This is a genomic window from Pseudomonas sp. D(2018), assembly GCF_005502555.1.
Classification (GTDB): domain Bacteria; phylum Pseudomonadota; class Gammaproteobacteria; order Pseudomonadales; family Pseudomonadaceae; genus Metapseudomonas; species Metapseudomonas resinovorans.
The window spans coordinates 1-17,352 of sequence record NZ_SCOK01000049.1 but is presented as its reverse complement, the minus strand read 5'-3'; the positions used below and the strand labels follow the sequence as shown (position 1 = coordinate 17,352).

Below are 17,352 nucleotides of genomic sequence, written 5' to 3'. Positions count from 1 at the left end.
CCGCTCACAAGCCGTACTTGGCCTTCAACGCCTGCACCGCCTGCTGCTCTCGCTGAAGAAAAGCATCGAAGCGATGGATCAGCTCCGGATGCCGAATGCTCGACAGGTGATAGAAGCTGTCGCGGAGCGGCAGCAAGCCGGGTTCCACCACCAGGTCGTTCGCCCGCCCCTCACGCTTGAGGTGAAAGTGCGCCACTTGCTGCGCCATGTTGGCGGCGTCTATGTGGCCGGCCAGGACCATATGGATCAGCCCTTCCGGGTTGGGCGCCTCCTCGATAACAACCCGTCCGGCGGCGATGTCGTCCTGGAATTTCCACGGCGTGAAACCGCGAACGAAGCCAAGCCGATGGAAGTTCTCACGCGGCTGGCCCTTGCGCTCGGGCAATACCAGCATGACATCCTGGAACTGCAGCACCGGCTGTGAATAAGCGATGTGGGACGGCTTGTGCGCCGCCTCCCAGCGCGGATTGTCAGGGAAGACCAGGTCGAGCCGACCCGTCAGGTAGCCATGGGACAGGCGCCGCACCGGCAGCGCCACGTAGGTGAAGTGCAGGTTCTCCCGCGCCGCGAACAGGTCCAGCAGATCGCGGGCGTAGCCACGGTACGGGTAGTCCGGCGCTACGGCGGAGTAGATCGGGTAATAGTCCACCTGCTCCACGCCGATGAGGTATTCCGCCGGCTCAGCGGCCAGCCCGGACTGCAGCCAGAAAACAGCGAGCAACAGCGTGACGAAACGCTGTGCTCGACAACGGCATGTAACCAGCGGGATTGGCATGGAAGGGCAAGAGCCTTGCAGAAATGCCCGCCAGTTTAGGCTGGCGGGAAGTCGGCAGTCTCCCCCCTTTTCAGTCTTTCAGTGGCACTCTGCCTTTGACATGGCCGGTGCCTGCCTTGGGGTCTTCCTTGCTTACTCCTCAAGAGATTCGCGACCGCTTCAGGCGGCGCCCTCGTTTCGAAGTACCCACGACGCGACAGCCTGCGGCGCTGGGCGCACCCACAAACAGAAATGCCCGCACAGTGCGGGCATTTCTGCTTTACCGGGACGGACTTACTTGGCGTTCAGCGCCGAATAGCTCTGCATCAGGTTGGCGTAGGCCGGCAAGTGGCTCGCCAGCAGGCCGCCGAAGCCTTCGATGTCGTTGCGCCAGTCACGGTGCAGCTCGCAACCCACGGCGAACCAGTTCATCAGCTGGGCGCCCGCCTGGCTCATGCGGTTCAGGGCGGCATCGCGCACCACCGGGTTGAAGGTGCCGGAAGCGTCGGTCACCACGAACACTTCAAAACCTTCTTCGATGGCCGACAGGGTCGGGAAGGCCACGCACACGTCAGTCACCACGCCCGCGATGATCAGTTGCTTCTTGCCGGTGGCCTTGACGGCTTTGACGAAGTCTTCGTTGTCCCAGGCGTTGATCTGGCCGGGGCGCGGAATGTAGGGCGCGTCCGGGAACATCGCTTTCAGCTCCGGCACCAGCGGGCCGTTGGGGCCGCTTTCGAAGCTGGTGGTGAGGATGGTCGGCAGGCTGAAGAACTTGGCGATGTCGGCCAGGGCCAGCACATTGTTCTTGAACTCGTCGGGGGTGAAATCACGGACCAGTGACAGCAGGCCGGCCTGGTGGTCGACCAGCAGTACGGCGGCGTTGTCCTTGTCGAGGCGGTTATAGCGCGTTGTCATGGCATTTTTCCTTGCTTGGGTGGTGACGAACTGTTTTTCCGTAGGGGCGATTTCATTCTCCAAGCAGGCCGAAGGTCTGCCCTTCGAGCCCGCAGGGGGCGGTCAGAAGGCAAAGCACGAACAGCCAAAAGCGCCCCAGAACCCCTGGAAATCACTCACTGGCACATTGGACTGCCGCGCCCGCTCGTGGCTGTGGGCATGCACCGCGCAGGCGCCGACGCACTGGTGGACCTGGGCGGTCAGCGGGGCGGCAGGTTTCCAGTGACCGGGAACCTTGGCCACCGGCGACCAGTCGGGCAGCACCGGCAGTTGCGGTGGGCCGAGCTTGTCGAACTCGCCGGCGGCGTACACCACCTTGCCGTCGACCACGGTCAGCACCGACTCGATCCACTTGATGGCTTCTTCCTCGACGCTGAAGAAGTCCGCCGACAATGCCGCCAGGTCGGCCAACTGGCCCACCTTGATCTGGCCCTTCTTGCCCTGCTCGCTGGAGAACCAGGCACTGCCGTGGGTGAACAGTTGCAGCGCGGTGTCGCGGGACAGGCCCTGGGGGTAAAGCTCCAGTCCGCCCACGGTCTTGCCGCTGACCAGCCAGTAGAGCGAGGTCCAGGGGTTGTAGCTGGACACGCGGGTGGCGTCGGTGCCGGCACCCACTGGCACGCCCTCGGCCAACATGCGCTGGATCGGCGGGGTCTGCTCGGCGGCTTTGGCGCCGTAGCGGTCGACGAAGTACTCGCCCTGGAAGGCCATGCGGTCCTGGATGGCAATGCCGCCGCCCAGGGCGCGCACGCGTTCGATGTTCTGCGGGCTGATGGTTTCGGCGTGGTCGAAGAACCAGGGCAGGCCGTTGAACGGGATGTCGCGGTTGACCTTCTCGAACACGTCGAGCATGCGCGAGATGGATTCGTTGTAGGTGGCGTGCAGGCGGAACGGCCAGCGCTGTTCCACCAGGTGGCGCACCACCGGCTCCAGCTCCTGCTCCATGCTCGGCGCGAGGTCCGGGCGCGGTTCGAGGAAATCCTCGAAGTCGGCGGCGGAAAACACCAGCATCTCGCCGGCGCCGTTGTGGCGGAAGAAGTCGCTGCCGTCGCCGGGTTTGACCTGCTTGCTCCAGTTCTGGAAATCGGCCAACTCTTCCTTGGGCTTCTGGGTGAACAGGTTGTAGGCGATGCGCACGCTGAGCTGGCCCTGCTTGGCCAGTTCCTGGATCACCTGGTAGTCGTCCGGGTAGTTCTGGTAGCCGCCGCCAGCGTCGATGGCGCTGGTCAGCCCCAAGCGGTTGAGCTCACGCATGAACTGGCGGGTGGAGTTGACCTGGTACTCCAGCGGCAGCTTCGGCCCTTTGCTCAGGGTCGAGTAGAGGATCATCGCGTTGGGCCGGGCGATCAGCATGCCGGTGGGTTCGCCGCTGGCGTCGCGCTGGATCTCGCCACCGGGCGGATTGGGCGTATTGCGGTCGTAGCCGACCACCTTGAGGGCGGCACGGTTGAGCAGCGCACGGTCGTAGAGGTGCAGGACGAACACCGGCGTGTCCGGCGCCGCCTTGTTCAACTCGTCGAGCGTAGGCATGCGCTTCTCGGCGAACTGGAATTCGTTCCAGCCGCCGACCACCCGCACCCACTGCGGCGAGGGGGTGCGATCAGCCTGGTCTTTCAGCATGCGCAGGGCATCCGCCAGCGAGGGCACGCCTTCCCAGCGCAACTCCAGGTTGTAGTTGAGGCCGCCGCGGATCAGGTGCAGGTGCGAGTCGTTGAGGCCGGGGATGACGGTGCGCTTGTTCAGGTCGATGACCTGGGTCGCGTCGCCGCGCAGGGCCATGGCTTCGGCATCGCTGCCGACGGCGAGGAACTTGCCGTCCTTGATGGCCACTGCGCTGGCGGTGGGCCTTTCACGGTCGACGGTATGGAAACGGCCGTTGAACAGGATCAGGTCAGCATTCATGTCGTTCCTCGATGGGCTGGCGAAGGTCGCGCCGCCACTGCCGGTAAATGGCAGGGCAGACCACAGGGCACCGGTGGCGCCCAGCACGGAACTGGTCGCCAGGAATCGGCGACGGCTCTTGTCGGAGGGGTCTTGGCTCATGAACGGTTCCTCGGTCAGTGGGCGCCGGAGCGGTGGCACAGGTCGGACCCCGAGCATGCCGTGCCCCGGCGAAAAGCGATTGCACGTATGTGCCGTCTCGCACTGGAGCGCGGCCGTGCTAGACGGCTTCCGGTTCACCCAGCTCATGCAGCGAGCGCGACATGTGCTGGTAGATGTGATTGCGCAGCCAGCGTTCGGCCGGGTCGTTGTCATGCGCGCCACTCCAGACCATGGAGAGCTCGGCAGGGGCGATGGGAAACGGGGGATCCTCGGCACGCAGGCAAGTGCCTTCCACCAGCGCGCAGGCGGCGTAATCCGGCACGGTGGCGATCAACTCGGTGCGCGCCAGCAACGAGCGCAGGCCACTGAACTGCGGCACCGCCAGCACCACGTTGCGGCTGCGCTCCACCCGCTGCAGGTCCAGGTCAATGTTGCCGCACAGGTCTCCGGAGAAAGACACCATGGCATGGGGCCGCTCGCAGTAGTCGTCCAGGGTCAGTGGCTCCGGCCGGTCGTCGCCACGCAACACCTTGCAGGGGATGTCCCGCAGCTTGCGGCGCTTGGCGTTTGCCGGCAGGTCCTGGGTGTAGCTGACGCCCACGGAAATCTCCCCGGAGGCCAGCAGCGAGGGGATCAGCAGGTAGTTCACCCGGCGCACCACCACCTTGATGCTTGGCGCCTCTTCGCGCAGCCGCCGCAGCAGTTCGGGAAACAAGCCGAACTCGGCATCGTCGGAGAGGCCGATGCGGAACACCTCGCGACTGCTGGAAGGGTCGAACTCCCTCGCACGGCTCACCGCACCGGAAATGGCATCCAGGGCCGGACGCAGTTCCTTGAGGATGGCCTGCGCCCAGGGCGTCGACTCCATGCCGCGTCCTTGGCGGATCAGCAACGGATCGTCGAAGAGGTCGCGCAAGCGCGCCAGCGAGGCGCTCACCGCGGACTGGCCCAGGAAAAGCTTCTCAGCCACGCGCGTCACGTTCTTCTCGAACATCAGGGCTTCGAACACCACCAGCAGGTTGAGGTCGACGCGGCGCAGTTCGTTTCGGTTCATGGAGCCATCCTGGTGGAGGAATCGGTGTCGTGGTGATGGGGTGGGTCTGGCAGGAATTTCCAGGCCCGATTGAATGTAGGCCATGGCCAGCGGCACGGTAGTACCAGGTTGGCAGTCACCCCCCGTTCATCACCGGTGCGCGCACGCGGCCGCATGGGCAGGCGTGCGCCCGGCTCTCGACGAATGGCTTTATCTTGTCACTTGGAGACTGGGCGACAACCGCGCAGCGAGGCCGGGTACGGACATCGGAGTGCCCGATGCGGACACGCGGTCACTCAGTTGAACTGCAGGCGGTACTGCAAGGGGGTCAGCCCCAGCCGCTCGACGAAGCGCTGGCGCATCAGTCGCACGCTGCCAAAGCCGCTGCGGAAGGCAATAGTCTTCAGTGGCAGGTCACTGGACTCGAGCAGGCTCCGGGCCTGGTCGATACGAGCGTTCTGCAGGAATTCCATGGGCGTCATCTGCACTTCGCGGGCGAACAGACGGGCGAAGTGGCGCGGACTCATGGCGGCGATCTCAGCCATCCGCGCGATGCTGAAGGACTCGTCAAGGTGCTCCAGCACGTAGTTCTGCACCCGACTGATGGGCGTCTCATGGGTGGTGATGTTGGCCACCAACGGGCTGAACTGAGCCTGCCCACCCTGCCGGCTCATGACCACCAGCAACACCTTGGCGACGTCCAGGGCGACCTTGCGACCATGGTCCAGGGCCACCATGGACAGCGCCAGGTCGATGCCGGCGGTGACACCACCCGAGGTCACCAGGCGGCGGTCCTCGAGGAAGATCTGGTCGGTCTCCACACGCGCCTTGGGGAAGGCCTTGATCAGGCGCTCCGTGTAATGCCAGTGGGTGGTCACCCGATGGCCGTCCAGCAAGCCGGCATGGCCGAGGATAAAGGTGCCGGTGCAGATGGAGCCATAACGCCCGGCCCGCTCGCTCGCGCCGCGCAGCCAGGTCAGCAGCTCGGGATGCTGGTGGTTGTAGGCGCCGGGGCCACCGGGTACCAGCAGCAGGTCATAGCTGCCGGTGGCCTGTTCGAGGGTGAACTCCGCCTGCATCAGCGCGCCGTTGGACGCACGCAGGGGGCCGGACTCGGTGCCGATTATGGTGATGCGGTAGTGCTTGTCCGGTGCCAGATAGCGGTTGGCGATCGAGAAGACTTCCAGGGGGCCGGCGATGTCCAGGAGCAGGAAGTCCGGATACAACACCATCGCTATAGTTTTCATGGACTTAGGCATACCAATGCGGGACCGAGAGGAGCATGGGGGAAGACGTGGTGAGACGCAATTGCGAGTTCACCGCACTGAACCTGATCGATATTCTTCCGCTTGGCGCCTGGCCGACCCCAGCCCGACAGCCGGATGAGGAGTGCGCAACCAATGCCCGCCTCCGCTGTCCATAATGGTGCGCTCCGTCAGCGCCTCCGGGAGGCCCCTTGTTCGCTGTATCCGCTCGTACATTGCTTCGCCAGACCATTCTCGCCCTGTCCTTCATTTCCACCGCTGCCCTCGCCTGCCCCGCCGGGCAATCGCAGGTGTGCGTGGTGACCTGCTTCTGTGCACCAGGTGCCCCGGGCGATATGGCGCCGCTGCTGGAAAGCGTCAACCAGGTGGCCGCCACCAGCCTGCAGCAGTGGATCGTGCAATCTCGAAGCAACATGCTTGCCACCCAGTTGCAGCCGATTCCGCTGCATATCCGTGCGCAGCTGGAGCCCTACTACGACCTGCGGGTGCTGGACACGGCGCGCTACAAGGTGGGCGTCGACGCCGAGATGAATGCCGCCAACACCCTGATGCAGAACCCCGACGTGGAAGCGGTGACCCTGGTGGACGTGATCGTCTTCCGCAACGAGGACGATGCGCAGAACAACATCGCGCTGTGGGCCCACGAACTCCACCACGTGAAGCAGTACCTGGACTGGGGCGTGGCAGATTTCGCCCGCCGCTACACCCGCGACTTCAACGCAGTGGAAGCGCCGGCCTACAAGATCCAGGGCGAAGTGGCGCGGGCGCTCAAACCGACAGTGGCGAGTAGCGGCAAGGCACTCTGAGCCAGGTTGCTGGTGGCGTCGGCGAGGATGACGATGGTGGGCTGAAGCCCACCCTGCGTAACCGGTCGATTGCCCCTGTAGGGTGGGCTTCAGCCCACGCAGTAGCGCGGCCACGAAGGCGTCACCCATGCCGAAATATCATCGAGGCATGACGAAAAATGAGTTGTCCGACAATCCCCTCTAGCCCCATTTTGTCGCTCTAGATTGGGCCCTTGCGCCCCGTAGAAACCCTTGAACAAGAACAAGAGGGGATGTAGATGCGTGCAGAATCGGGCCTGTTCAAGGGCCTCAATCCCACGGTGACGCTCGGCTCGATGCTGATTGTGATCGCCTTCGTCGTGAGCTGCGTGCTGCAGGCCGAGCAGGCAGGGGACGTGTTCAAGGCCACTTCCAGCTTCGTCCTGCAGCAGTTCAAGTGGTTCTACCTGGCCCTGGTCACGGGTGTGCTGGGGCTGCTGATCTACCTGGCCATGAGCCGCTTCGGGCACATCAAGCTCGGACGTGACGAGGACGAACCCGAGTTCAGCTTCGGTTCCTGGATTGCCATGCTATTCAGCGGCGGCATGGGCATCGGGCTGATCTTCTGGTCAGTGGCCGAACCCATGTCCCACTACGCCGGCAACCCCTTCGCCCAAGGGCTGAGCGACGAAGCCGCCACGACCGCCATGCGCATCACCCTGTTCCATTGGGGTCTGCATCCGTGGGCGATCTTCACCATCGTCGGCCTGGCGCTGGCCTACTTTGCGTATCGCAAGGGCCTGCCGCTGACCATGCGCTCGATCCTCTACCCGCTGATCGGCGAGCGCATCCACGGGCCGCTTGGCCATGCCGTGGATATCACCGCCGCCGTGATCACTGCCTTTGGCGTATCCCTTTCCCTGGGCATGGGGGTGGTGCAGATGAACACCGGCCTCGCCCAGGTGTTCAATCTACCGATCAACCTCAATGTGCAAGTGGGCCTGGTGATCGCCATCAGCCTGGTCACGACCCTTTCCGTGATGGCCGGCGTGTCCCGCGGCATGAAGATTCTCTCGGAGTGGAACATGATCCTCTCCGTCGTCCTGGTAGCCGCCGTGCTCTGCCTGGGGCCGACCCGTTACATCCTCAACCTCATGCTGGAAAGCACCGGCGACTACGCCCAGAACATCATGCACCTGAGCTTCTGGAGCGACGCGCAGAAGGACGACGGCTGGCAGAACCTGTGGACCGCGTTCTACTGGTCCTGGTGGCTGACCTGGGGCCCCTTCGTCGGCCTGTTCATCGCGCGGATATCCAAGGGCCGTACCGCTCGCGAGCTGATCGTCGGTGCGCTGCTGGTGCCGACCCTGGTCACCATCGTCTGGATGTCGGTGTTCGGCGGATCGGCACTCAAGGCCGAACAGGAAGACCGCCTCCAGCACGAGCAGCGCGTGGCCGCTGGCGAGCTGTCCGGCCCTCAGGCCGAGTTCAAGGGCGGCACCGTGCTGCAAGCCACCCAGCAGGAAACCACCTCGGCCATGTTCGTGCTGATGGACCGGATCGACACGGGGCTGCTGGGCAAGGCGCTGAGCATCCTGATCTGCATCCTGCTGGCGACCTACTTCATCACCTCGGCGGACTCCGGCACCCAGGTGCTCTGCACGCTCAACTCCAACGGCAGCGTCGACCCACCCAAGAGCATCCGCCTGGTCTGGTGCGTGCTCCAGGCCGGCATCGCCATTGCCCTGCTGCTGGCTGGCGGGCTGACGGCGATCCAGATGGCCAGCATCGCCGCGGGGCTGCCCATCGCGCTGTTCGTCCTGCTGCTCAGCTACACGCTGATGCGCTGCCTACGCGAAGAGCCGCTGGGCGCCCTGCCCGGCCATCCGGGCGGACGTCGCCTCCCCGGCCAGGCGCCCCACCTGGTGGACGCCCTCGCCAGCGGCCAGGCCCAGCGCAACACCGACCCAGCGGGCGCCCTCACTGCGCGTAAGCAGGTCTGACCAGCCGCAATGCGAAACCCATCGCCTACCAACAGCATGGGTTTCGCTGCGCTCTACCACATCCTACGATTGCCCCAGGTCACAGGCTCTCCGTCAGCCACTGGCGGAACTGCCGCACGCTCTGCCTCGGACTGCCCGGACCGGCGCGTTCCAGCAGGCAGAAACTCCCCTCGGTCTTCAGCGCGAGGCTGTTCGGTCGCACCAGGGCGCCGGTCAGCAGGTGGTCATCCACCAACTGATGCCAGCCCAGCGCGACCCCTTGTCCAGAGAGGGCCGACTGGATCAGCAGGCTGTAGCTGTTGATATTGATCCGCTGGCGCGGCATCAGCGGACCAAGGCCGAGTCGATCAAGCCATTCCGGCCAGCCGATCCAGTCACGCTGGGTGGCCTCCAGCCAGAGCCAAGTGCAATCGGCCAAACCGTCCACCGTCGTCAATTGCGGGTGGCGCGCCAGGTAGGCCGGGCTGCATACGGGGAAGACTTCTTCGGCGAACAGCGGCGTGCTTCGCATGTCCTTGGGCGGTTTGCTGCAGTAGTAGAGCGCGAGATCGCACTCCAGGCGGGAAAAGTCCCTGACCTGATCGTCAGCGACGATGCGCAGGTCGATGTCTTCGAAACGGCTCTTGAATTGCGGTACGCGCGGCAGCAGCCAGTGCGCCGCCAGCGCCGTGCTGGTGACCACCGTCACTTGCTGGTCACCACGCCAATGACGGATTTCGTCCGTGGAACGGGCCACGTGCAGCAGGCTGTCGCGCACGGTTTCGTAGTAGCGGCTGCCCGTGGGCGTGAGGTGAATGGTACGCGTGCCACGCTCGAACAGCGGCTTGCCCAGGTACTCCTCCAGGTGACGTACCTGGCGGCTGATGGCGCCCTGGGTGACATTCAGTTCGCTCGCGGCGTGCGTGAAGCTCAAGTGCCTGGCGGCAGCCTCGAAGGCGACCAGGCTGTTCAAGGGAGGCAGAGGATGGATCTTCATGATTCAGGCCAGCGGCGATGGATGCTCTCATCGATGGCGCGATCTTAAGGCCCCGCTCCCCTGTCGTCGCCGAGGCTGGCGGGGATAGCTATCCCGGTGTCGCAGACGGCTTGGTCAAGTACTGGCCAGTCGCCCTCAAGGCCGCACGCATCTCGCGGTTTTCCCGACGCAACGCCTCATTGGCGGCTTGCAGCCCCTCCAGGCGCCGACGCATGTCCGCCAGCGCCTCCTGCCCGTAGCGCACTCGCAGTTCCTGCCAGAACAGGGCCAGCATCAGCAGCACAATCAGCAGGATCGCACCGCTGAGCAAGGCCCAGGCCAGTTCCATTGCGTTCATCCCTGTCTCCAGAATGGGCGGTCTTGCCCGATGACGCGAAGATATGTAGCGTCACAAGACAGGTCTAGAATGTGGATGTGTACAGGTAAACTTTTGGCACGGATGGAGGCACGCCATGAAACGCAAGCAGTCGATCGAACACGTGCGCTGGGACCTGGCCCTGCGCTACCGCCTGATCGAGACCGTTGTCTGGTGGGAGGGGCGCCTGACCACCAACCACCTGATGCAGAGCTTCGGCATCAGCCGCCAACAGGCGTCCAAGGACATCAACACCTACATCGGTGAACATGCGCCCAAAAACCTGACATATGACAAGCACCTGAAAGGCTATGTCCCCAGCAAGCAGTTCCGTCCGCTGTTCATCGACGACAGCGCCGATGCCTACCTCCACCTGCTCAACCACAACCACGAGCGCGCGCCCCATATCGAGGGCCTGGCCCTGGCCTACGCCCACACCGAAGTGCTCAAGGTGCCAGACCGCTCGGTACGCCCCGAAGTGTTGCGGCCGCTGCTCAAGGCCTGTCGGGAAGGGCTGCGGCTGGAAACCGAGTACGTCTCCCTGGCCAACCCCGCCCCGGAAATCCGCCTGATCGCCCCGCACACCCTGGTCTACACCGGCATGCGCTGGCATGTACGCGCCTACTGCGAGAAGAACCGCGCCTACCGCGACTTCGTCCTCAGCCGCCTGCGTGGCGTGCCGGAGCTGCTGGACGCCTCGGAACACAGCCGCGAGCAGGACGAGGGCTGGAATACCCAGGTGCAGGTGATCATCGAGCCGGACCCGCGCTTGAAACCGTCGCAGAAGACGCTGATCGAAGTCGACTACGGCATGCAGGACGGCCGCCTGGTGCTGGATACCCGTGGCGCCCTGGTGCAATACGTACTGCAGCGCTACCAGATCGACCCGAACAAGCTGCAGGCCAAGGCTGTGGCCCAACAGATAGTCGCCGCCAACCTGGAAGAGCTGGAGCGCTGGCTGTACAGCTGAGCGCCCTCACACCACGTCATTGTGGGGGCGAATTCATTGGCTATGTCCGCGTTAGCTGTTGCTTGGCGGCAACCGGTGAGCGCGAGTGCCTGTAGGACGCCGAGTTCCTGCTGGCGAGAATGTCCGCATTCGCTAGCAAGCTAGCGCCTGAAAGGGACTCCAGGACCTTCGCCACTGCCTGGCGAATGATTTGCCTATCCAGATGGCATAATCTCAACCGGCTCATAACAGGTACGCATGAATGACCGCTGAAAGCTACGACCAACTTGCGATCTTCTCGGCCGTGGCGCAGGAGCGCAGCTTCACCCGTGCCGCAGCCAAACTTGGCATGTCGCAGCCTGCCTTGAGCCGGGCCATGCGTCAGTTGGAGGAGCGACTGGGCGTCAGGTTGCTTTCGCGCACCACTCGAAGCGTGTCTCCCACGGAAGCCGGCGAACACCTGCTGCGGGTGGTCGCTCCCAGGTTCGAAGAAATCAACAACGAGTTGGCATTTCTCAGCGAGTTCCGCGACAAGCCGGCAGGCACGCTGCGTATCACTGCCGGCGAGCATTCCGCGATCACCATCCTGCACCCCGTACTCGCGAAGCTGCTGCCCGAGAATCCCGATCTCAACATCGAGATCATCGTCGACTACGGTCTGACCGACATCGTTGCGCAAGGCTACGACGCCGGTGTCCGGTTGGGTGAGCAGGTCGCCAAGGACATGATTGCGGTGCGCATCGGGCCCGACATGCGGATGGCCGTTGTCGGCTCACCGGAGTATTTCGCCAGGCATTCGAAGCCCAGAATCCCGCGCGACCTCATGCAGCACAACTGCATCAACATCCGTATGCCAACCTACGGCGGCATCTACCCCTGGGAGTTCGAAAAGAAGGGGCAAGAGCTGAAGGTGCGTGTCGAGGGCCAACTGGTGTTCAACAACATCGCCATGCGCCTGGAGGCCGTCCTCCAGGGGCTGGGGCTGGCCTACATGCCCGAAGACCTGGTACAGGCGCATGTCGCCGAGGGGCGGTTGATCCGCGTGCTCGCGGACTGGTGCGAACCGTTCACGGGATACCACCTCTACTATCCGAGCAGGCGTCAGGCCTCACCTGCCTTCTCCTTGTTCCGCGACGCCCTGCGCTACTTGGGCTGAGCCCAGAGTCACGGCCGCCCAGCGGCTTCAGCCAGCTGCGTGTCCAACGCCTCGCGGGCGCGCCTGGCTGCATCGGCATCGCCGTTGTCGGCTAGCGCCTGGATCAGTTGACGCAACTGCGAAACGGTCAGGCCCACCCTCATGCTGGCGGCCATGTGCGAACGCAGTTGCGGCTCCACACCGGGTGTAGCGGCCAGCGCTCCGACCGTGGCCAGCTCACGGCTTTGCCAGTCCAGGTTGTCGCGCTCGAAGATGTCGCCGAACAAATGCGCCTGCAGGTACTGATTGATGACGGGGGCGAAGTCGAACAGCGGGCCTTGCACAGGTGCGCCCGCAATACGGGTCTGATTGGCCTTGCCCGCCGCGAGCAGTTCGTCGCCGGTGGGAATGACGCGACTGGGCTCGCGTCCCGGCGCATCCTGGATGCCGCGCTGCTTGCGCGCCTCCGCCACCCTCATCAGCTCACCGAGCGCGTTGAGACTGCGCGGAAAGCCGGCATAGGCGTATAGCTGCACGAGGATTTCCTTCGCCTCACTGATGGTCAGGCCCGCATCCAGCCCCTGGTTCAAACTGGCATTGAGTTTGGGCATGTCGCTCGTGGCCATTGCGGCTGCGATCAACGGGATGGCCTGCTGCTTGGCGGACAGCGTCTCGGACGCGGATTGTTCGGTGATCATGGTTTGCGGCTCCAGGGTGCCCTGGGCAGCGTGGCTCGACGTAGCCGCCAGCCCCAGGCTCAGCGCGAATGCCGCTGCCAGCGTTCCGGGCTTGCAGTGTCTAGCGTGCGTTGTATTGGTCATCGGTCACTTTCTCCAGCCATTCCACGTTCTTGCCATCCATCGAACCCGTCACGGCCAGGTGAGTCATTGCAGTGGTCGGCGCGGCACCGTGCCAATGCTTGACGCCCGGAGGGCATAGGATCACGTCGCCCGGGTGGATCTGCTGCACGGGTTTGCCCCATTCCTGCGTCAGGCCGACGCCGGAAACCACCACAAGACGCTGTCCTGCGGGATGGGTGTGCCAGGCCGAGCGCGCACCGGGCTCAAAGGTCACGTAGGCACCGGACGCATTGATCTCGTCGCTGGCGGGAAACAAGGGATCGACGCGCACCCGCCCGGTGAAGTTATCCACCGGCCCGGCTACGGAAGCCTGAGTGCCTGCGCGGCTGATCTGCTGGCTGCCTACAGACTCTTTGGCCTCGCTGGCCGCGTTGGCGAAAGGAATCGCAGCGCATACCGCGATCCCGAGCAAAGTCTTGTTCATGGTGACGCATCCTTTGTTTAGAGAGTCCTGGCGTAGAACGCCGACAGCTTGCCCATTGCGGCGTCGACATACTTCGGAACCCAGTAGGTTTCGATGTGCGTGGCGCCATCGATCATGAACAGCTCCTTGTCCTTGGTTCCGCTGGCCTTGGCGAACGCCTCTTCACTCATGTACAGGCTGTCGGCTTTGCTGCCCGCGATCATCAACAACGGTTTGTCGATCAGTTCGATCTGGTTGCTAGCGTCGAAACGCATCAGGTCCAGCAAGCTGCTCATGGTGTACTTGAAGGTCGAGTTGGGGTGCGCGTGCGTCTTCCAGTAGTACTCGTAACCCTGCCGATACAGATCAAATGGCAGTTTGGCGATCTGCTCATCGGTCAGATTGGCGTCGCCGGCATAGAGCACCTCGCCACCAGCCGCTTCCTGGGCGCGGGCAGCTGAAGCCCGCGTCAGGCGTTCCTGAATGGTGTCCAGTTGCGAATCCACGTAGCCATTACGACGAACCCGTCCGGAGTTGAACATGCTCAACGTCGCAATCGAGCGGAATCGCTTGTCGGTTTGCGCCGCCGCCAATGAATAGCCGCCACCGCCGCAGATACCGAGCAGGCCCAGGCGTTGCTGATCGACGCCAGCGTACTGGCTGATGAAATCCGCCATCCCGTGGATGTCCTCGATGCGGTGCGCGGGTTTGTCCACATTGCGCGGCTGACCGCCACTCGCCCCCTGATAGGCCGCATCAGCAGTGATCGTAATGTAGCCCTGATCCGCCAATCGCTGGGCATACAGACCTGCGACCTGCTCTTTAACCCCACCATTGGGATGCGCCACCACGACTGCTGGATATTGCTTCGCCGGATCGTAGTTCGCGGGGGTGTAGACGTTGGCTGAAATATCCAGGCCATTGAGTGTGTACGTGACCGGGTGGATGTTGATCTTGCCCGGCTCGTTCTTCGCAATCGCACCGTCGTAAACCAGGGTGAATGGGTTCTGCTTGTAATCCCCAGCGCCGGCCTCGGCCGACAACATCCCGACCATGGCGGCCATGAGGGTCGCCTTTATCGTTCGCTTCATCTGAAAACTCCTGCCAATTTCTGACGCTAAAAGGCACGGCGGCCATCGCCGTGCGCGTGGTCAATCCAGGTCTTTTTCTGCGAGAAACTTCGAAACCAGATCCGCGATTTCGACGTTGTTGATGTCCGAGAACGGAAAATGGGAGTTGCCCTTGATCCCGATCTCCGGCAAGTGAATGAGCGTTACGTCGCCGCCATGACGATTCACCGTATCCCGCCACAGGCGCGCCATCTCGAGCCGGGCACGCCAGCTGTCCTGAGCAGGCAAACGAACCGGTTTGGCGGGGATGTTGTCGCCATAGAAAATGACGATGGGGATGCGAGTCAGCGCTGCGAACTGCGCCTTGGATACGACATGGGCCGAGAGCGTGTCGAACGCGCTGGGAATCGGCGCGGGCACTTCCCCTTCTGGAAACACGAAGCTGCTGCCCGGCTCGAACGCCACAATCGCCCGCACGTTGCGGTTCTTGATCGCAGTCAGCCAACCGGGCCCGCCACCCTGCGAATGGGTGAACAAGATGGCGGGGCCAGTCTTCTCCAGCAGTGCGGATACGCCATCGGATACAACCTCGATGTCGTAAGGGCCGGTGTTGGGCGTCATCGAACGGAAGAACTGCTCCAGCGCCTCCTGTCCTCGCGGAAACTGGCTGCCCTCGAAGGTCTCGGGCCACAGGCCGATGCGGAACTGGTTGAACCACATCTGCTCATCCGCGACCGGCTTGATCGCTGTTTCAACCAGGCTCCGTCCCGCATCGCCCCGGCGCGGCTGGTCGATCAGATAGGTGGAGAAGCCGCGACGCAGGAAGATGTTCTGGAACCCTTCACGTCCATCGGCCGTCGTCTCCCAGGACTTCGCGGATTGCCCTGCGCCGTGCCACATGACGATCGGCAGCGGGCGAGCGTCGACCGGCACCTGATAGAACGCGTACACATGGTCACCGTGGTAGCTCTGGCCATCGGGCTTCGTAGGCTTGTAGGGGTCGAAGCTACCTGGCTGGGTGATCAGCCCACCGCCGGCAATCAGGCTTCCCTGGTCCTTGATGACCAGCGGACTGCGATCACCCGCGCTGACAACCGCAGAGGTGCATAGCGCGATACACAGGGTGCCTGCCTTAATCGCAGGCATGCACTTATGAATGATGTGCGGGGTCATGGGTTGCGCTCGGTTTGAAATAACAGAGCACCAAGCTACCCCTCGCGCATTGATTAATGAATAGCACCAGTCGAATAGTACTGATACCAGAAACACATAGATAAACCGTGTGAACTCAGCTCCCCGAGACAAGCATCAGCGTCCACGACGAGGGGCCGGAGGTGAGCGTTGATCGGCCGGGCTCGGTATCACCCGTTCATTGCGGGCCCTCGGCCTACACACCTGCACCACACCCGCTTTCGCCGTCCTACAGAGAAATTTCCCACACACCAGTAACCTTGAGGGCCTACAAGCGCGCTCGATAGTGTTCCGGTCCGCCACGGTCAATCCCGTGGCCGGGTTTGACAGCCCGTTGTCCAGGCGCGATTGCGCCAACCGGTGCATGCGAGGAACAGCGAAGGTTCTTTGCAGGCTCTGATACGCGTGCAGTATTTGCTGCAACGCTTCATGGCAGATCGCGTGGGGAGATCCTCGTGATCTGCCGGATCCTGGACCCGGTCTGTCAACCCCGCGCGGTCTGCCGCCCTTCGATTGACAGCGAACGACGGTAGCTCCTCAACCAGTCCCAGGAGTTACACCCATGCATGAAGCATTCACCCCCATCACCCTCCACCGCTACACCCGCCCCCTGCGCGGCGTGATGATCGACGGCCAGCCCTGGACCAGCGCCTTCGACTTCGCCCGGCTCATCGGCCACAAACATCACCAGCGCCTCTACGACCAGATGGACCCCGACCAGCGCCAGACCCTGCGTTTCCTCTACGCCACCGGCAACGAAGAGAACGTCCCCGTCATCAGCCAGTCCGCCACCTACCGCACCCTTTGCCGCTACTACCGCCCCGAAAACCGCAGCCTCCGCTACTGGCTCGACCACGAGTTCTTCCCCACCCTGCGCGACGCCGAATCCCTCGCCCCCAGCCAACCCCGACGCGTAGTGATGAAATGGGACGGCCTGCGGCAAAGCCTGCTGGAATGGCAAGGAAGACTCTGGGTGCCCCTGGAAGAACTTCCCCACTTCGCATCACAACAAGCCCCGCAAAGCCCCAGCCGCCTGCCGAGCTGGTGGCGAATCTGAAAACAAAGGCGCCGCCCATTGGCGGCGCCTTTGCCTGAACTGCGAACCGGAGCTTGGTGCAGAGCGCGGCGGAGGCCGAGTCCTACGACCGCTGTATGACGCGCTTTTATCCAATCTGTGTCTGTCACCTCGTGCCCGCCCGCCCTAGATTTGGATTTTTCCGTCCAGGTGCCCGCGATGAACGACATACCCGGCAACATCGACTTTGCAGGCTTGACGGCTCGCAGGCTCGGGCCCGATGACCTTGAGATCATCTGCGTGCACCGCGAAACGATGTTCCTCGAGGCTGAAGGCGACCCCTCGAAATTGCGCCTGATGACCGAGCATTTCCGCCCCTGGCTGCAGCAACGCCTACTCGACGGCCGCTACTACGGCTTCGCGCTGATGGACGCCGAGCAGCCTGCTGCGGCGATTGGCCTGATGAGTATCGACTGGCCCCCTCACCCGTCCCATCCAGCCTCGGACCAGCGCGGCTATGTGCTGAACGTATTCGTTGAACCTGCCTACCGGCGCCGGGGCTTGGCTTCGGCCCTGATG

The 17,352-nt window shown here is 63.4% G+C and carries 17 protein-coding genes; 6 read left to right on the top strand and 11 right to left on the bottom strand.

The features are described 5' to 3' along the window. Positions 1–4: 4 nt before the first annotated feature. The 5 genes from FFS60_RS23315 to FFS60_RS23295 all read right to left on the bottom strand — a co-directional run bounded on the left by FFS60_RS23315 (position 5) and on the right by FFS60_RS23295 (position 6,034). Positions 5–775: an ABC transporter substrate-binding protein gene (locus FFS60_RS23315; protein WP_137823298.1), complete on the bottom strand. Its 771-nt coding sequence runs from the start codon at positions 773–775 to the stop codon at positions 5–7. Between the two features lie 273 nt (positions 776–1,048). Next, complete coding sequence (gene ycaC / locus FFS60_RS23310) at positions 1,049–1,672, bottom strand: isochorismate family cysteine hydrolase YcaC (RefSeq protein ID WP_137823297.1); 624 nt, start codon at positions 1,670–1,672, stop codon at positions 1,049–1,051. Positions 1,673–1,774: 102 nt separating this feature from the next. Next, on the bottom strand, positions 1,775–3,613 hold the full coding sequence (locus tag FFS60_RS23305) for an amidohydrolase (protein ID WP_137823318.1): 1,839 nt from the start codon (positions 3,611–3,613) through the stop codon (positions 1,775–1,777). 259 nt (positions 3,614–3,872) lie between these two features. Beyond that, positions 3,873–4,808 carry a LysR substrate-binding domain-containing protein gene (locus FFS60_RS23300; RefSeq protein WP_137823296.1) on the bottom strand — a complete coding sequence of 312 codons (936 nt, stop codon included), beginning with the start codon at positions 4,806–4,808 and terminating at the stop codon, positions 3,873–3,875. 275 nt (positions 4,809–5,083) lie between these two features. Next, positions 5,084–6,034, bottom strand: coding sequence for a GlxA family transcriptional regulator (locus tag FFS60_RS23295; RefSeq protein ID WP_137823295.1), 951 nt, complete (start codon positions 6,032–6,034; stop codon positions 5,084–5,086). A 209-nt stretch (positions 6,035–6,243) separates the two neighbouring features. Here FFS60_RS23295 and FFS60_RS23290 point away from each other — a divergent pair, with 209 nt between their 5' ends. Both FFS60_RS23290 and FFS60_RS23285 read left to right on the top strand, forming a co-directional pair. Continuing rightward, positions 6,244–6,858, top strand: a complete 615-nt coding sequence (locus tag FFS60_RS23290) for a DUF4157 domain-containing protein (RefSeq protein ID WP_137823294.1) — start codon at positions 6,244–6,246, stop codon at positions 6,856–6,858. Between the two features lie 257 nt (positions 6,859–7,115). Next, on the top strand, positions 7,116–8,819 hold the full coding sequence (locus FFS60_RS23285; RefSeq protein WP_137823293.1) for a BCCT family transporter: 1,704 nt from the start codon (positions 7,116–7,118) through the stop codon (positions 8,817–8,819). 79 nt (positions 8,820–8,898) lie between these two features. Here the strand turns inward: FFS60_RS23285 and FFS60_RS23280 are convergent, their stop codons facing one another. Both FFS60_RS23280 and FFS60_RS23275 read right to left on the bottom strand, forming a co-directional pair. After that, positions 8,899–9,795: a LysR substrate-binding domain-containing protein gene (locus tag FFS60_RS23280; protein ID WP_028628832.1), complete on the bottom strand. Its 897-nt coding sequence runs from the start codon at positions 9,793–9,795 to the stop codon at positions 8,899–8,901. Between the two features lie 88 nt (positions 9,796–9,883). After that, complete coding sequence (locus FFS60_RS23275; protein WP_137823292.1) at positions 9,884–10,132, bottom strand: hypothetical protein; 249 nt, start codon at positions 10,130–10,132, stop codon at positions 9,884–9,886. Positions 10,133–10,247: 115 nt separating this feature from the next. Here FFS60_RS23275 and FFS60_RS23270 point away from each other — a divergent pair, with 115 nt between their 5' ends. Further along, positions 10,248–11,120, top strand: coding sequence for a WYL domain-containing protein (locus FFS60_RS23270; protein ID WP_137823291.1), 873 nt, complete (start codon positions 10,248–10,250; stop codon positions 11,118–11,120). A gap of 241 nt (positions 11,121–11,361) precedes the next feature. Continuing rightward, positions 11,362–12,255 (top strand): LysR family transcriptional regulator, encoded by an 894-nt coding sequence (locus FFS60_RS23265; RefSeq protein ID WP_028628829.1) that lies wholly within the window; start codon positions 11,362–11,364, stop codon positions 12,253–12,255. Between the two features lie 8 nt (positions 12,256–12,263). On the opposite strand, the gene FFS60_RS28905 is transcribed toward FFS60_RS23265, so the two are convergent. From FFS60_RS28905 to FFS60_RS23250, 4 genes are read right to left on the bottom strand one after another with little or no spacing between them, the layout of a single operon-like run. Beyond that, entirely contained in the window at positions 12,264–13,055 is a 792-nt protein-coding gene (locus FFS60_RS28905) for a carboxymuconolactone decarboxylase family protein (RefSeq protein WP_028628828.1), read from the bottom strand. Then, a complete protein-coding gene (locus FFS60_RS28900) occupies positions 13,033–13,518 on the bottom strand; it encodes a cupin domain-containing protein (RefSeq protein ID WP_028628827.1) in 486 nt (161 codons plus the stop codon). The genes FFS60_RS28905 and FFS60_RS28900 overlap by 23 nt, the downstream gene beginning before the upstream one ends. A 17-nt stretch (positions 13,519–13,535) precedes the next feature. Then, positions 13,536–14,588 (bottom strand): alpha/beta hydrolase, encoded by a 1,053-nt coding sequence (locus FFS60_RS23255; protein ID WP_137823290.1) that lies wholly within the window; start codon positions 14,586–14,588, stop codon positions 13,536–13,538. A gap of 60 nt (positions 14,589–14,648) precedes the next feature. Then, positions 14,649–15,740, bottom strand: a complete 1,092-nt coding sequence (locus FFS60_RS23250) for an alpha/beta fold hydrolase (protein WP_137823289.1) — start codon at positions 15,738–15,740, stop codon at positions 14,649–14,651. A gap of 580 nt (positions 15,741–16,320) precedes the next feature. On the opposite strand from FFS60_RS23250, the gene FFS60_RS23245 reads away from it, so the two are divergent. Both FFS60_RS23245 and FFS60_RS23240 read left to right on the top strand, forming a co-directional pair. Further along, positions 16,321–16,815, top strand: a complete 495-nt coding sequence (locus FFS60_RS23245) for a BRO family protein (RefSeq protein WP_051246662.1) — start codon at positions 16,321–16,323, stop codon at positions 16,813–16,815. A 177-nt stretch (positions 16,816–16,992) separates the two neighbouring features. Further along, positions 16,993–17,352 (top strand): GNAT family N-acetyltransferase (locus tag FFS60_RS23240; RefSeq protein ID WP_137823288.1); only part of this gene is annotated, 360 nt, incomplete at its 3' end.

What these genes read in the sequence shown, in the direction of transcription:
- FFS60_RS23305 (WP_137823318.1), bottom strand. Translation starts at nt 3,613, where the DNA reads ATGAATGCTGACCTGATCCTGTTCAACGGCCGTTTCCATACCGTCGAC.
- ycaC (WP_137823297.1), bottom strand. Translation starts at nt 1,672, where the DNA reads ATGACAACGCGCTATAACCGCCTCGACAAGGACAACGCCGCCGTACTG.
- FFS60_RS23295 (WP_137823295.1), bottom strand. Translation starts at nt 6,034, where the DNA reads ATGAAAACTATAGCGATGGTGTTGTATCCGGACTTCCTGCTCCTGGAC.
- FFS60_RS23255 (WP_137823290.1), bottom strand. Translation starts at nt 14,588, where the DNA reads ATGAAGCGAACGATAAAGGCGACCCTCATGGCCGCCATGGTCGGGATG.
- FFS60_RS23265 (WP_028628829.1), top strand. Translation starts at nt 11,362, where the DNA reads ATGACCGCTGAAAGCTACGACCAACTTGCGATCTTCTCGGCCGTGGCG.
- FFS60_RS23285 (WP_137823293.1), top strand. Translation starts at nt 7,116, where the DNA reads ATGCGTGCAGAATCGGGCCTGTTCAAGGGCCTCAATCCCACGGTGACG.
- FFS60_RS23270 (WP_137823291.1), top strand. Translation starts at nt 10,248, where the DNA reads ATGAAACGCAAGCAGTCGATCGAACACGTGCGCTGGGACCTGGCCCTG.
- FFS60_RS28900 (WP_028628827.1), bottom strand. Translation starts at nt 13,518, where the DNA reads ATGAACAAGACTTTGCTCGGGATCGCGGTATGCGCTGCGATTCCTTTC.
- FFS60_RS23315 (WP_137823298.1), bottom strand. Translation starts at nt 775, where the DNA reads ATGCCAATCCCGCTGGTTACATGCCGTTGTCGAGCACAGCGTTTCGTC.
- FFS60_RS23280 (WP_028628832.1), bottom strand. Translation starts at nt 9,795, where the DNA reads ATGAAGATCCATCCTCTGCCTCCCTTGAACAGCCTGGTCGCCTTCGAG.
- FFS60_RS23275 (WP_137823292.1), bottom strand. Translation starts at nt 10,132, where the DNA reads ATGAACGCAATGGAACTGGCCTGGGCCTTGCTCAGCGGTGCGATCCTG.
- FFS60_RS23245 (WP_051246662.1), top strand. Translation starts at nt 16,321, where the DNA reads ATGCATGAAGCATTCACCCCCATCACCCTCCACCGCTACACCCGCCCC.
- FFS60_RS23250 (WP_137823289.1), bottom strand. Translation starts at nt 15,740, where the DNA reads ATGACCCCGCACATCATTCATAAGTGCATGCCTGCGATTAAGGCAGGC.
- FFS60_RS23300 (WP_137823296.1), bottom strand. Translation starts at nt 4,808, where the DNA reads ATGAACCGAAACGAACTGCGCCGCGTCGACCTCAACCTGCTGGTGGTG.
- FFS60_RS28905 (WP_028628828.1), bottom strand. Translation starts at nt 13,055, where the DNA reads ATGACCAATACAACGCACGCTAGACACTGCAAGCCCGGAACGCTGGCA.